This is a genomic window from Luteimonas panaciterrae (assembly GCF_020511115.1).
Lineage (GTDB): Bacteria > Pseudomonadota > Gammaproteobacteria > Xanthomonadales > Xanthomonadaceae > Luteimonas > Luteimonas panaciterrae.
The window spans coordinates 119,377-133,717 of the sequence record NZ_JAJAVH010000012.1 but is presented as its reverse complement, the minus strand read 5'-3'; the positions used below and the strand labels follow the sequence as shown (position 1 = coordinate 133,717).

Here is a 14,341-nt window from a genome sequence, read left to right as displayed (position 1 = left end):
AGCATCAACGCCTGGGCCTCGTCCGATGAAGGCAAGAAGTGGATCCACAGCAACATCGACTATCCGCAGGTGAGGAACGCGACGCAGACTGCGATGTCGATCCTCGACAAGCACGGGAGCAATGTCCCCGAGGATCGCCGCTTCGAAGCCATCAACATCCTCGCCAAGACCGCGAACCAGTTCCCGAGCCAGCTGGAAAAGCTGGAGAAGGTGCTGAAGGACGGCGGCGATTACGACGCGCTGCTGGCGAAGACCAAGGAGATCAAGGGCACCTATTCGTTCTACGACGGCCCGAAAGCGGCGTCGGTGGCGGAAAAATACGAGAACAATTACGGCGATCCGAGCAAGAAGGAAGCGCTCGACCGCGCGCACGCCAAGGTGAGCAAGCGCGACTTCGATCCGAACACCGAGAAGACCGACGAGGATCTCAAGCAGGCCAAGGCCGCGCTCGGCGGTGGTTCGCAGAGCAAGTCGTCCGACGCCGTGCTCGAGCAGGGCGAGAGCGGCAAGAAGGTCCGCAAGCTGGAGGCGAACCTCGCCGGCCTCGGCTACGTCGATGCCCAGAGCCAGGCGCTGGCGGTGGACGGCAAGTTCACGGCCGAGACGAAACAGGCGGTGGAAGCCTATCAGCGCGGGGCCAATCTGCAGCCGGTGGATGGCAAAGCCGGTCCGAAGACCTTGGGCTCGATCGACGAGACCGTGCGCGGGTTGCAGGAAAACCTCAACAAGCTCGGCGTCACCGGTCCGAACGGCAAGGCGATCGGCGTGGATGGTTATTACGGCGACGGCACGCGCGATGCGGTGAAGGCGTTCCAGGAAAAGAACGGGCTGGACCCCACCGGCATCGCCGATCCCAAGACGCTCGATGCGATCAAGAACAAGACGCAGCAGCTGAGCCAGACCGACCCGGCGCGCCCGGTCGATGCCAAGCCGGAGCCCGCGCCGCAGTCCGAGGCCGAGCGCCTGGGCCGCGCCAATCCGATCTTCAACCAGGCCATGCAGGCGCTGGAGAAGCTGGGCCCCAACGGCGGCTTCGCGAACCGCGAGCAGATGGAACGTGCCGCCGGCACCATCGCCTTCGAAGCCAAGGTGACCGGGATGGAGCGGGTCGACAAGATCGTGGCGAGCACCGACGGCAAGGGCCTGATCGCGGTGCAGATCAATCCGAACAATCCGCATGACGTGAACCGCGAATACGTCGACAAATCGCATGCCGCCACGCAGCCGTTGAACCAGAGCCTGCAGCAGTTGAACGCGGAAACGCAGCGACAGGATCAGGAGTCGCGCAAGATCATCGATGCGCCGATCGCGCAGCCTGGGCGGGCGTTTGCCTGAATCCGGAAGCGGCGTGGAAACGCCGCTTTGGTTTCAACCTGGCTGTAGGAATCAGTTCACGCGACGCCCGCATCCGCGGGCGTCGTCCCGGCCTTCACCGAGTTCCCGTGCCAAGGAATTCCGAAATCGCATCCGCCGCGCGCGCGGAGGCATCCTGCCGCAGCGCCAGATGCAGCTCGCGATAACGCGCCTGCAGCGATTCGACCGCATGCGGATTGCGGAACCAGGCGAGCACCGCATCGGAGAGTTTCTCCGGCGTGCAGTCGTGCTGCATCAGCTCCGGCGCGAGGTCGGCGCCCGCCAACACGTTGGGCAGCGCGTAGCGATCGACCTTGAGCATGCCGAAGCCTTTCACGATCGAATAGGTCAGCGGCGCGATCCTGTAGCCGACCACCATCGGTCGCTTGGCCAGCATCGCTTCCAGCGTGGCGGTGCCCGAGGCGAGCAGGACGACGTCGGCCGCGATCATCGCCGTGCGGGCGTTGCCGTCGATGAGCTGGATGTCCGGCGCCGCGATTCCGGCATCCGGCAGCAGCCGTTCGATCGCCGCGCGGCAGGCGGCATTGGCGGCGGGCACGACGACCCGCAGCCCGGGCAACTGCGCCGCCACGCGCGCGGCCGCGGCGAGGAACGGTGCGCCGAGGCGGCCGATCTCGCCCAGACGCGAACCGGGAAGCAGTGCAAGCACGGGCGCGTCCTGCACGAGGCCGAGGCGCGCGCGCGCTTGCGCGCGATCCGGATCGAGCGGCATCTCGTCGGCGAGCGGATGACCGACGAAACGCGCATCCACGCCATGCCTGGCGTAGATCGGCGGCTCCATCGGAAACAGGCACAGCACGCGCGAAGCCGACAGGCCGATCTTCTCCGCGCGCTTTTCCCGCCACGCCCACACCGAGGGGCTGACGTAATGCACCGTGCGGATGCCGCGCGCCTTCAGCCAGCGCTCCACGCCGAGATTGAAATCGGGCGCATCGATGCCGACGAAAACATCGGGTTTCCACGTCAGCAGGCGCTCGCGCAGGTTGCGGCGCAGTTTCAGCAGGCGCGGCAGGTGCGAGAGCACTTCCGCCAACCCCATCACCGCCAGTTCCTGCGCATCGAACCAGGCATCGAGGCCGGCGGCACGCATCGCGTCACCGCCGACGCCCGCGAACTGCGCATCGGGAAAGCGCTTGCGCAATTCGGCGATCAGGCCGGCGCCGAGCAGATCGCCGGAGGCTTCGCCAGCGCATAGCGCGATGCGTTTCGGCGCGATGATCGGCAAGCTGGAATCGGAAGAGGGCAAAGCGGACTCGCTGCCTGATGCAATGAGGGAGAAATGCGGCGTTTAGCGCAGCAGCGGGCGCTCGCCGCTATCGATGAACTCGAGGAACGCGCGGACGTCCTCGCTGCCTTGCGCAAGTTCGCCGAGCTTGGCGCGCGCCTGTTCCAGCGTGTCGCCGGAGACGTAGAGCGCGCGATAGGCGCGCTTGATCGCGCTGATGCGTTCGCTGTCGAAGCCGCGGCGCTTCAGACCTTCGCTGTTGATGCCGCGCGGGCGTCCCTGCTCGCTCTGCGCCACCATCACGAACGGCGGCACGTCGCCGGAGACCAGCGCGCCCATGCCGATGAAGGCATGCGCGCCGATGCGGCAGAACTGGTGCGCGCCGGAGAAGCCGCTCATGATCACCCAGTCGCCGACGCTGACGTGTCCGGCCAGGGTGGTGTTGTTGGAAAACACGCAATTGTTGCCGACGTGACAGTCATGGGCGACGTGTGTGTAGGCCAGCAGCCAGTTGTCGTCGCCGATGCGCGTGACGCCGCCGCCGTTGCCGGTGCCGCGATTGAGGGTGACGAACTCGCGGATCACGTTGCGGTCGCCGATCACCAGTTCGACGCGTTCGCCCTGGTATTTCTTGTCCTGCGGATCGCCACCGATCGCGGCGTGGCCGTGGATGTGGTTGTCGCGGCCGATCCGGGTGGGGCCGAGGATGCTGCAATGCGCGCCGATGCGCGTGCCATCGCCGATCTCCACGTCCGGACCGATGACGGTGAACGCGCCGACCGAGACGTTGGCGCCCAGTCGCGCCGACGGATCGATCACGGCGCTGGCATGAATGCCCGCGGCTGACATATCAGACCTTCACCTCGGCGCACAGGATGTCGGCGCTCGCGACCTGCTGATTGTCCACGCGGGCGATGCCGCAGTACTGCGTCATGTTGCGGATGGTGCGCTTGATGATGACCTCCAGTTCCAGGCGGTCGCCCGGCACCACCATGCGCGAGAACTTGGCGTTGTCCACCTTCACCAGATACGACAGCCGTCCTTCCTGGCTGCGGGGATGGCTGACTTCGCTCAGCACACCGCCGGCCTGCGCGAGGGCCTCGATCACCAGCACGCCCGGCATCACCGGATGGCCGGGGAAATGGCCCTGGAAGAAATGCTCGTTGCAGGTGACGTTCTTGTAGGCCAGGACGCGCTTGCCGGGTTCGAGCTCGGTGACGCGATCGACCAGCAGGAACGGATAGCGGTGCGGCAGATACTGCTGGATGGCGGCAATATCCAGGGGCAGGCTAATTTCAGTGGACATCAGGATTCCTTATCGCGCGCGCCGAGTTTGCGCGCCATTGCATCGAGTTGTTTGAAGCGCGCGGCGCTCTTGCGCCAGTCGCGATTGTTCATCAAGGGGGTGCCGGAAGAATACTCTCCTGGCTCGCGGATCGAATTCGTCACCAGGCTCATCGCCGTGATCATCACGCGATCGCAGATTTCCAGGTGCCCGAGCACGCCGGCGGCACCGCCGATCAGGCAGTAGCGTCCGATGACGGCGCTGCCCGCGACCGCCGAGCATCCCGCCATGGCGGTGTGCGCGCCGATGCGCACGTTGTGGCCGATCTGGATCTGGTTGTCGAGGCGGACGTCCTCTTCCAGCACGGTGTCCTCGATCGCGCCGCGATCGATGGTGGTGTTGGCGCCGATCTCGCAATCGTCGCCGACCACCACGCCGCCTTGCTGCGGCACCTTGATCCAGCGGCCCTGATCCATCGCCAGGCCGAAGCCGTCGGCGCCGAGCACCGCGCCGGGATGGACGAGCACGCGCTTGCCCAGCCGCACGCGACGCACGAGCGTGATGCGCGCGACCAGCTCGCAGCCGGCACCGATCTCGCAATCCTCGCCGATCACGCAGCCCGGGCCGACGATCGCGCCGGCATGCACGCGCGAACGCGCGCCGATGGCGACGAACGGGCCGATCTGCGCGCCGGGATCGATGTCCGCCGACGGATCGATCACGGCGCTGGCATGGATGCCCGGCTGCACGGACGCGGGCGGATCGAACAGCGCGGCGATCTTGGCGAAGGCGACGTAGGGATCGGGAGCGATCAGCGCCGTGCCCGCATAGCCTTCCGCATCGGCCGCGCGCATCACCACGACGCTTGCGGCCGAATCGGCGAGCTGCGGGCGATAGCGCGGATTGGACAGGAAGGCGAGTTGCCCGGCGCCGGCTTTCGCCAGCGTTGCCACGGAGTCGACGCGCGCCGTGCCCTCGCCATGGAGGGCGAGAGCGAAGCGCTCGGCAAGTTCGCTGGCGGTATACGAAGCGCCGGCCATGGCAGTCGACCGATACGGCGGCGTCAGAACGCGCCGCCGAAGGTGAACTGCAGGCGCTCGATTTCGTCGGCTTCCTGGGTCTGCAAGCCGTTGGCGTCGTACTTGCTGCCCTGGTTGCGCAGCGGGAACGCGTAGCTGATCGAGATCGGGCCGACCGGCGCGCGCCACATCAGCGCGATACCGTAGGAAGCGCGCAGTTCGCCGGCGTCGAAGCTGTCGTAGTCCTTGTAGACGTTACCGAAGTCGAGGAACGCGGAAATGCGCGCCGCCGGGCTGTCGAACAGCTTCGGGAAGAACATTTCGAACGATCCGACCGTCTTGAACGAGCCGCCGATCGGCTGCATGTAGCGGGCGTCGATGTAACCGTAGGGTGCGTCGCGCGGACCGAGCGTGTTGTCGCGATAGCCGCGCACCGAGCGCGCGCCACCGGCGTAGAAGTTTTCGAAGAAGGGCAGGCCGGTGGCGGTGAAGCTGTCGGTCTGGATCGTGCCGGGCGGGCAGCTGCCCGAGCCGGCCGAACTGCCGCTGGTCGTGACGCTGCTGCCACCCGGCGGGATCATCGGTCCGCCGGGCAGCGCCTGGCAGCTGACGAGCGTCTTGTCGGAACCGTAGCTATCGCCATAGCCGACTTCGAAACGGGTGTTGAGCACCAGCGCCCTGGAGATGGGCCAATACTTCGAGAATTCGTAGTTGAGCTTGTAGTACTCGGCGGTGGAACCGGGCAGCGTGGTTTCCAGCGAGATGCGGTTCAAGGTGCCGGCCGTCGGCTGCAGGTAGTCGTTGCGCGTGTCGCGCGACCACGCCAGTGTTGTGCGCCAGGAGTGGAAGGTGCGTTCGCCGAGCGCGTCGATGTACTTCACGATGCTGTCGGGCGTGCTGCCGCGATAGGTGAAAATCTCGTTGCGATCGACGGCGAACGATGCACGGACCGAGTCCGACTCGGACAGCGGCAGGCCGAACACGACCTCGGCGGCGGCGCTGGTGGAGGAGTACTGCGCGGTGTTGTATTCGGAGTTGTCGAATTCGCGCCACCACAGGTTGTAGCCCAGCGTCAGCCCGTTGTCGGTGAAGTACGGGTTGAGGAACGAGAACGAATAGCGCTTCAGGTAGACGTTGCGCTGCGCTTCCACGGAGACCTGGTTGCCGCTGCCGAGGAAGTTGTTCTGCGTCAGCTGCACCGACGTGGTCAGGCCGGCCAGCTGCGAGTAGCCGAGGCCGAAGACGAAGCTGCCGGAGGTGGTTTCCTTGACGTTGAAGACCACGTCGACTTCGTCGTTGCTGCCGGCCACCGGCTTGGTTTCGACGTCGACGCTGCCGGGCTCGAAGAAGCCCAGGCGCTGCAGGCGCAGCTTGGAGCGATCGATGGCCACCTGCGAGTACCAGCTGCCTTCGAACTGACGCATCTCGCGGCGCATCACTTCGTCGGAGGTGCGCGTGTTGCCCTTGAAGTCGATGTGGCGAACCATCACGCGCGGTCCCGGCACCACCTGCATGTTGATACCGACGGTGCGGTTTTCGCGATTGACGTCCAGGTCCGGATTCACGCGGGCGAAGGCGTAGCCGATGTTGCCGAGCGTGGCCGTGATCTGGTCGGAGCTGAATTCCAGCAGCGCGCGCGAGAAGGTCTGGTCGGGCTTCGCCAGCACCATGCGCTCGATCTGCTCCTTCGGCAGGATCGTGTCGCCGCTCACCTCGACCTTGGAGATCTTGTAGATCTCGCCCTCGGTGAGGCCCATGGTGAGAAACATGTCGCGCTTGTCGGAGCTGATGGCGACCTGCGTGCTGTCGACGTTGAAGTCGATGTAGCCGCGGTCGAGATAGAAATTGGTGAGCTTCTCGAGATCGCCGGAGAGTTTCTCGCTCGAATACTGGTCGTCGCGGCGGTACCAGCTCAGCCAGTTGCTTTCCGACGACTCCCACGAATCGGTGATCTGCTTTTGCTCGTAGGTCTCGTTGCCGATCAGATTGATGTGGCGGATCTTGGCCGCCTTGCCTTCCTTGATGGCGATGGTGACGTCGACGCGGTTGCGGTCGAGCTTGCTCACCGTCGGCGTCACTTCGACGTTGTACTTGCCTTTGTTGTTGTACTGGCGCTTCAGCTCCAGCGTGACCCGGTCGAGCGCGAGTCGGTCGAAGGTCTCGCCTTCGGCCAGGCCGATGTCCTTCAGGCCCTTGAGCAGGTCCTCGCTCTTGATGTCCTTGTTGCCGGTCAGGGTGAGCTTGTTGATCGCCGGACGCTCGGTGACGGTGACGACCAGGATGTCGCCCTGACGATCGACCCGGATGTCCTCGAAGAAGCCGGTCTTGTACAGCGCCCGCACCGCCTGCGCGATGCGGCTCTGGTCGACGGTGTCGCCGCGCTCGATCGGCAGATAGGTGAACACGGTACCGGCGCCGATGCGCTGCAGGCCGTCGATGCGGATGTCGCTGACGGTGAAGCTGCTGTTGTTCACCGGCGCGGGCGTGAGCGTGGGCGCGGATGAAGCGGCGGGAGCGGTGGAGGGTGGCGCGATGCCGAAAGCGGCCTGCGGATCGGTCGCCTGCTGGGCCCAAGCGGGGGCGGTGGCCGATGCAAGGGCGAGGACAAGCAGGCGGCGGGTCGGAATACGCGTCATCAATACAGGTCCACAGTGAAATGCAAGGCCAGCGCGGGAGGCGACGGCGGGGGTTGCGGGTCAGACAGTCAACGCACGAAGTTGTTCAGTATGTCGTTGTAGAACGCCAGACCCATCAGCCCAGCCAGCAAAGCAAGGCCGACATATTGCCCGGCGGCCATCGCACGCTCGCTTAACGGGCTGCCCTTGACCAACTCAATAAGGTAATACAGGAGGTGACCCCCGTCCAAGAGCGGGATCGGCAACAGGTTGAGGATGCCGAGGCTGAGCGAGAGCAGCGCCAGCACGGTCAGATACCAGGCCAGGCCCTGCTGCGCCGAGGCATTGGCGACGCGCGCGATGGTGATCGGGCCGGCGATGCTGTTCTGCACCGAAACGCGGCCGCTGAAGACGCGGGCGGCCATTTCGAACAGCTGCTTGGTCTGGTAGCGCATCTCGCGGAAGGCGGCGGGAACCGCTTCGATCGGGCCGTAACGCTGGACCGCGTCCTTGGGAGGGAATTCGAATTTGGCCGGTTTGATCCCGAAAGCCCAGAAGCTCGAATTTCCGTCCTTGCCGGGCACGAGACGCGGCTTCATCGGGAGCGCAAGACGATCTCCGTCGCGTTCGACTTCCACCATGGCCTCGATGTCGCGCGCGCCAAGCTTCTGCACCAACGGGCCGATGTCCTCGAAGACCTGGACGGGCTCGCCGTCGATGGCGGTGATGCGATCGCCTTCCGCCAGGACACCCCAGGCCGCGCTCTTTTGTTCGATGTGGCCGACGACAGGCGGCTGTAGTTCGTAACGCGCCAGCATTCCTATGGAGGACAACGCGGCGCGTTCGTCGCGACCCTCGGGGATGCGCGACAGCTTCAGCGTGCGCGTGCGCTCGTTGCCGTGCGCGTCGAGCACGCGCAAGGTGGCGTCCTTGCGATCGAGCGCGTCCGGCAGCAGCGCCATCAGCACTTCGCGCCAGATCGGCGTGGCGCGGCCGTCGACTTCGAGCACGGTGTCGCCGCGCTGCAATCCGGATTCCGCGGCGATGGCGGACACCTGGCCGATCACCGGCGCGTAATCGGGACGCCCGACCACGAACATCGCCCAGAACAGCACGACGCAGAGGATCAGATTGGCGATCGGGCCGGCGGCGACGATCGCGATGCGGCGCCAGACCGATTTGTTGTTGAAAGCCTTGTCGGCATCGGCCGGGGCGACGTCGGTTTCACGCTCGTCGAGCATCTTGACGTAGCCGCCAAGTGGAATCGCCGCGATGACGTATTCGACGCCGTCCTTGCCGATGCGCGTCCACAGCGGCTTGCCGAAGCCGATCGAGAAGCGCAGCACTTTGACGCCGTTGCGGCGCGCCACCCAGAAGTGGCCGAATTCGTGGAAGGTGATCAGCAGGCCGAGGCCGACGATGTACCACCACACGGAGCCGATGATTTCGAGCATGCGGAGAACCTGTTCTCAGACTCGCTGGGCGTGGTGGGGCAGGGCGGAAGTAGCGTGTTGCCGTGCGCGCAGATCGGCCTCGCGCAGGGCGTTCAGCGAGTCTGCGGGCGCCGACGGTAGCGCCGTCAACGCGTCTTCGACCAGGGCCGGAATGGACAGGAAACCGATCTGGCCCTGAAGAAAGGCTGAAACCGCGATTTCGTTGGCCGCATTGAGGATCGCGGGGGCCGTGCCACCCGTTTCCAGCGCGGCGTAGGCCAGCCGCAGGCAGGGGAAAGCATCGAGATCGGGGGCTTCGAAATCGAGGCGGCCGTGAGCCAGCAGGTCGAGTCCGCCGACGCCGGACGCGATCCGCTGCGGCCAGGCGAAACCGATGGCGAGCGCGGTGCGCATGTCGGGCAGGCCGAGCTGGGCCAGGGTGGAGCCGTCGACGAATTCCACCAGCGAATGCACCAGGCTCTGCGGATGCACCAACACGTCGATCTGCGTGCCGGGCAGGCCGAACAGGTGGTGGGCCTCGATCACTTCCAGGCCCTTGTTCATCAGGGTGGCCGAGTCGACCGAGATCTTCGGCCCCATCGACCACTTGGGATGCGCCACCGCCTGCGCGGGCGTCACCGCCGTCAGGCGCTCGCGCGTCCAGCCGCGGAACGGGCCGCCGGAGGCGGTCAGCACGATCCGGCGCACGTCCTCGCGGGCGGCCGGCAGGCAGCGGCCGTGGGTGCCAGCCAGGTGCCCGGTCTGTGCGTGCGCGGCCGGCAAGCATTGGAAGATCGCGTTGTGCTCGCTGTCGATCGGCACGATGGTGGCGCCGTTGGCGTCGGCGGCGGCCATCAGCAGTTCGCCCGCCAGCACCAGCGATTCCTTGTTGGCGAGCAGCAGGCGCTTGCCGGCGGCGGCCGCGGCCAGGGTGGAATCCAGCCCGGCGGCGCCGACGATCGCGGCGACCACCGTGTCGCAGCCGGCATCGGCCGCCAGCGTCGCGAGCGCGTCCGCGCCCGCGTGTGCTTGCGTCGGCAGGCCGGCATCGTGAAGACCGTCGCGCAACGCGGCGAAGCCGGCTTCGTCGGCGATCACGGCATGGTCGGGGCGGTGGCGGCCGCACAGCGCCAGCAGCGCCTCGACGTTGCTGCCGGCGGCGAGCACGGAAGCGCGCAGCGCGTCCGGATGGCGCGAAATCACGTCCAGCGCGGAGGCGCCAATCGATCCTGTAGCGCCGAGAACGGCAACGTTCTGCACGGTCAAAGCCCCAGCATTTCCTTGCCGATGAGGAACACCGGCAACGCCGCGAGGACGCCGTCGATGCGGTCGAGAATGCCGCCGTGTCCCGGGATCAGGGTGCCGGAATCCTTGGCCCCGACATGTCGTTTGAGCAGGCTCTCGAACAGGTCGCCGACCACCGAGAACAGCACGGTGACCGCGCACAGCAGCATCAGCGCCGGCAGCTGCACGACCGTCGCGCCCGCGTACCAGCCCATGACGAGGCCGACCACGATGCCGGCCAGCAGGCCGCCGGCCAGGCCTTCGACCGTCTTGTTGGGGCTGATCCGCGGTGCCAGTTTCATCCGGCCGAACTGGCGGCCGGCGAAATAGGCGCCGGAATCGGCCGCCCACACGATCATCAGCGCCGTCAGCAGCCAGCGATGGCCGTAAGGCTGATCGCTGTGGATCAGGACCAGGGCGCACCAGGCGGGCAGGGTCGCCAGCGTGCCGGCGGCGAGCTTGAACACGCGCGCATGGGTGTCGTGATCGGAGGCGAAGTTGTAGAAGCGCAGCCACAACAGCGATACGACCCACCAGCCCACGCCGACCAGCGCCGCGATTTGCAGCAACACCAGCGGCCGGCCCGAGGCCCACAGCAGCAGCACCATGAGCAGCAGATTGAGAACGAGCAGGACGGTGCGCTGCAGCGTGTCGTCGATCTCGGCCAGCTTCAGCCATTCCCACAGGCCGAGCAGGAACAGGATCGCCGCCAGCGCCGCCATCCACGGCGTCGGCAGGAACAGGATCGCAAGGATCGCCAACGGCGCCATCAAGAGCGCCGCGAGCACGCGGGTCTTGGTCATGCGTCCGACTCCGGGAAGGGAAGCCGGAGGGAAGCACGGGACGGGTTGCCTGCCGAGGCGGCCGGACGGGAGGGACTCATGGCGCGGATTCTTCCATGGCGGCGATCTGCGCGCCTGTCAGGCCGAAGCGGCGTTCGCGCCCGGCATAGTCGTCGATGGCGCGTTGCAGGAGGGCGGCGTCGAATTCAGGCCACAGGGTCTCGGTGAACCACAATTCGGTGTACGCCAGCTGCCAGAGCAGGAAATTGCTGATGCGCAGGTCGCCGCCGGTGCGGATGAACAGGTCCGGCGCCGGCAGGTCGGCCAGGGCCATGCGCGTGGCCAGCAACGATTCGTCGATCTGTTCCGGCCGCAGGCGGCCGGCGGCCACGTCCTCGGCCAGCGCGCGTGCCGCCTGCGCGATGTCCTGGCGGCCGCCATAGCTGGCGGCGATGGTGAGGGTAAGGCGTGTGTTGGCACGGGTCTGGGCCTCGGCCGCTTCCATGCGCTCGCGGATGGCCTCGCCGAAGCGTTCGCGTTCGCCGATGAAGCGGATGCGCACCTGGCGTCGGTCGAGTTCCGCCACCTCGCGTTCGAGCGCGCCCAGGAACAGCTTCATCAGCGCGCCGACTTCTTCCTCGGGCCGTCCCCAGTTCTCGCTGGAGAAGGCGAACAGCGTCAATGCCTCGATGCCGCGCTCCAGGCAGAAATCGATGCACAGATTCACCGCCCGCGCGCCGGCGCGGTGACCGATCACCCGCGGACGCTTGCGCTGCGCGGCCCAGCGTCCGTTGCCGTCCATGATGACGGCGATATGGCGCGGAACGCGGGCGATTGCCTGCGCGGGCGGGGACTCGCTCATCCGGGTCAGGTCTCTCAGACCGCCATCAGTTCCTGTTCCTTGGCCTTGACCACCTCGTCGACGTCCTTGATCGCCTTGTCGGTGAGCTTCTGGATCTCGTCCTCGCTGCGGCGCTCGTCGTCCTCGGTGATGGCCTTGTCCTTGAGCAGGTCCTTGACGTGCTGGTTGGCGTCGCGGCGAATGTTGCGGATTGCGACCTTGGCATTCTCGCCCTCGCCGTGCACCACCTTCGAGAGTTCCTTGCGGCGTTCCTCGGTGAGGGCCGGAAGGTTGATGCGGATCACGGTTCCGGCTGTGTTCGGCGTCAGTCCGAGGTCGGAGGCGAGGATCGCTTTCTCCACCGGGGCCACCATCTGCTTCTCCCAGGGGGTGATGGTCAGCGAGCGGGCGTCGGTGATGGCGATGCTGGCCACCTGCGAGAGCGGCATGTCGGAGCCGTAGTAATTCACTTTCAGGTGCTCGACCAGCGACGTCGAGGCGCGGCCTGTGCGGATCTTGCCAAGGTCGTGGCGCAAGGCTTCCACGCTCTTCTGCATGCGCGTCTGCGCGTCCTTCTTGATGTCGTTCGGCGTCATCGACTGGCTCCGGGTTTCGAATACGTAACCGAAGGATTATAGCCGTAGCGCGAACTCAGACTCTCCTTTTCAGGCGCGACGAGGCGGGAAACTCATGCTGCATTGCCGCGCGACCTGGCCGGATCGCGTCTGAATGCCATCCCGATTCCGTCCTTCCCTGGTCAGTGCGCGTGAGGCGCCCGGTCGTGGCGATCGTGCTCGCAGGCCTTGCCGTGTTCGATCTGCAAGGTGGGGTGGTTGATGCCGAAGCGATGGTCGAGGTCGTGCGCGAGGCGGTCGATGAAGGCGTCGTGGTCGTTGTTCTCGGGGCGCACCAGATGCGCGGTCATCGCGATCTCGCCCGCGCCCAGCGACCAGATGTGCAGATGGTGTACCGCCGCCACGCCGGGTTGCGCGCCGAGGAATTCCAGCACCTTGGCCTGATCGATGCTGGTCGGCACCGCGTCCATCGCCGCGTTGAAGCTGTCGCGCAACAGCCCGAACGCACCCGCGGCGATCACCACGCCGATCAGCAGCGCGGTCACCGGATCGAGCCAGCTCCATCCGAACACATACATGCCGATACCGGCGAGGACGGCGGCGAGCGACACCGCCGCATCGGCGACCAGATGCATGTACGCGCCGCGGCGATTCAGATCGTGGGCATGACCGTCGCGTACGAACCACGCGGCCGCGAGGTTGACGAAGATGCCGATGGCCGCGACCACGATCACCGGCAGGGCGGGAATTGTCGGCGGCGCATTGAGCCGGCTCACCGCTTCCCAGGCCAGCGCGCCGGAAAACGCAACCACCAGCAGGGCGTTGGCGAGCGGCGAAAGCAGCGTCGCGCGGCGCCAGCCGTAGGTGTGGCGATCGGTCGGCTGGCGTCGCGCCAGTACCGCCGCCGCCCAGGCCAGGCCAAGACCCATCACGTCGCCGAGGTTGTGCACGGCGTCGGAGAGCAGTGCCAGCGAATCGGTCAGGAAGCCGTAGCCGGCTTCCAGCACGGTGTAGGCGAGGTTGATCAGCGTGATCGCGGCGAACGCGCGCGTCGAGGAGACGTGCGCATGGCCGTGGGCATCGGCGTGGTTGTGACTGTGCATGGCCGCGATGCTGTCATGCCGCGGATGCGGACACTATTTCAAACGCGGAACCCGCGCGTGAACCCGGCGCTGAACCAGGGGATCAGGCGCGATTGCGCACCAGCGTCCCGATCGGCTCGCCGCGCAGGATGCGCAGCAGCTGCCCCGGCTGCGCCATGTCGAAGATGCGCAGCGGCAGATTGCTGTCGCGGCACAGCGCGAACGCGGCGGTGTCCATGACGTTGAGGTTGCGGGCGATCACTTCGTCGTAGGTCAGGGTGTCGAAGCGCTTGGCATCCGGGTTCTTCTTCGGATCGGCATCGTAGACGCCGTCGACCTTGGTGGCCTTGAGCAGCAGGTCGGCGCCGATCTCGATCGCGCGCAGCGCGGCGCCCGAGTCGGTGGTGAAGAAGGGATTGCCGGTGCCGGCCGCGAAGATCGCGATGCGGCCCTTTTCCAGATGGCGGATGGCGCGGCGGCGGATGTAGTCCTCGCACACGTCGTTGATCTTGATCGCGCTCATCACGCGCACGCGCGCGCCGAGCTTCTCCAGCGAATCCTGCATGGCCAGGGCGTTGATGACGGTGGCCAGCATGCCCATCTGGTCGCCGGTGACGCGGTCCATGCCGCCGGCCGCCAGGCCGGCGCCGCGGAAGATGTTGCCGCCGCCGATCACCACGCCGACCTCGGCCCCGGCCTGCTGCGCCTCGATGACCTCGCGCGCCAGGCGGCCGATCACCTTGGGATCGATGCCGTAATCCTCCTCGCCCATCAAGGCCTCGCCGGACAGTTTCAACAGGACGCGGCGATAGGCGAGTTGGGTCAT

At 66.5% G+C, this 14,341-nt stretch carries 13 protein-coding genes; 1 reads left to right on the top strand and 12 read right to left on the bottom strand.

Going from position 1 to position 14,341, the window contains the following annotated elements; all coding sequences use genetic code 11:
- A partial coding sequence (locus LG367_RS14835; RefSeq protein ID WP_226470042.1) for a peptidoglycan-binding domain-containing protein occupies positions 1 to 1,335 on the top strand: 1,335 nt, incomplete at its 5' end.
- Between the two features lie 94 nt (positions 1,336 to 1,429).
- Here LG367_RS14835 and lpxB read toward each other — a convergent pair.
- The 12 genes from lpxB to pyrH form a co-directional block, all read right to left on the bottom strand.
- Positions 1,430 to 2,599: a lipid-A-disaccharide synthase gene (lpxB, locus tag LG367_RS14830; RefSeq protein WP_226470041.1), complete on the bottom strand. Its 1,170-nt coding sequence runs from the start codon at positions 2,597 to 2,599 to the stop codon at positions 1,430 to 1,432.
- Between the two features lie 63 nt (positions 2,600 to 2,662).
- The gene (gene lpxA, locus LG367_RS14825) at positions 2,663 to 3,448 is read right to left on the bottom strand and encodes an acyl-ACP--UDP-N-acetylglucosamine O-acyltransferase (protein WP_226470040.1); all 786 of its coding nucleotides are present in this window, start codon (positions 3,446 to 3,448) and stop codon (positions 2,663 to 2,665) included.
- A 1-nt stretch (position 3,449) separates the two neighbouring features.
- A complete protein-coding gene (gene fabZ, locus LG367_RS14820; protein ID WP_226470039.1) occupies positions 3,450 to 3,905 on the bottom strand; it encodes a 3-hydroxyacyl-ACP dehydratase FabZ in 456 nt (151 codons plus the stop codon).
- The gene (gene lpxD / locus LG367_RS14815; protein ID WP_226470038.1) at positions 3,905 to 4,924 is read right to left on the bottom strand and encodes a UDP-3-O-(3-hydroxymyristoyl)glucosamine N-acyltransferase; all 1,020 of its coding nucleotides are present in this window, start codon (positions 4,922 to 4,924) and stop codon (positions 3,905 to 3,907) included. The genes fabZ and lpxD overlap by 1 nt, the downstream gene beginning before the upstream one ends.
- Positions 4,925 to 4,947: 23 nt before the next feature.
- Complete coding sequence (gene bamA, locus LG367_RS14810; RefSeq protein ID WP_226470037.1) at positions 4,948 to 7,539, bottom strand: outer membrane protein assembly factor BamA; 2,592 nt, start codon at positions 7,537 to 7,539, stop codon at positions 4,948 to 4,950.
- Between the two features lie 68 nt (positions 7,540 to 7,607).
- Entirely contained in the window at positions 7,608 to 8,972 is a 1,365-nt protein-coding gene (gene rseP, locus LG367_RS14805; protein WP_226470036.1) for an RIP metalloprotease RseP, read from the bottom strand.
- A gap of 15 nt (positions 8,973 to 8,987) precedes the next feature.
- On the bottom strand, positions 8,988 to 10,217 hold the full coding sequence (gene dxr, locus LG367_RS14800) for a 1-deoxy-D-xylulose-5-phosphate reductoisomerase (RefSeq protein WP_226470035.1): 1,230 nt from the start codon (positions 10,215 to 10,217) through the stop codon (positions 8,988 to 8,990).
- The gene (locus LG367_RS14795; protein WP_226470034.1) at positions 10,214 to 11,038 is read right to left on the bottom strand and encodes a phosphatidate cytidylyltransferase; all 825 of its coding nucleotides are present in this window, start codon (positions 11,036 to 11,038) and stop codon (positions 10,214 to 10,216) included. Before LG367_RS14795 ends, dxr begins: the two co-directional genes overlap by 4 nt.
- A 76-nt stretch (positions 11,039 to 11,114) precedes the next feature.
- On the bottom strand, positions 11,115 to 11,879 hold the full coding sequence (gene uppS, locus LG367_RS14790; RefSeq protein ID WP_226470033.1) for a polyprenyl diphosphate synthase: 765 nt from the start codon (positions 11,877 to 11,879) through the stop codon (positions 11,115 to 11,117).
- A 14-nt stretch (positions 11,880 to 11,893) separates the two neighbouring features.
- On the bottom strand, positions 11,894 to 12,454 hold the full coding sequence (frr, locus tag LG367_RS14785; RefSeq protein ID WP_226470032.1) for a ribosome recycling factor: 561 nt from the start codon (positions 12,452 to 12,454) through the stop codon (positions 11,894 to 11,896).
- 161 nt (positions 12,455 to 12,615) lie between these two features.
- Positions 12,616 to 13,536 carry a cation diffusion facilitator family transporter gene (locus tag LG367_RS14780; protein WP_226470031.1) on the bottom strand — a complete coding sequence of 307 codons (921 nt, stop codon included), beginning with the start codon at positions 13,534 to 13,536 and terminating at the stop codon, positions 12,616 to 12,618.
- 82 nt (positions 13,537 to 13,618) lie between these two features.
- Positions 13,619 to 14,341 (bottom strand): UMP kinase, encoded by a 723-nt coding sequence (pyrH, locus tag LG367_RS14775; RefSeq protein WP_226470030.1) that lies wholly within the window; start codon positions 14,339 to 14,341, stop codon positions 13,619 to 13,621.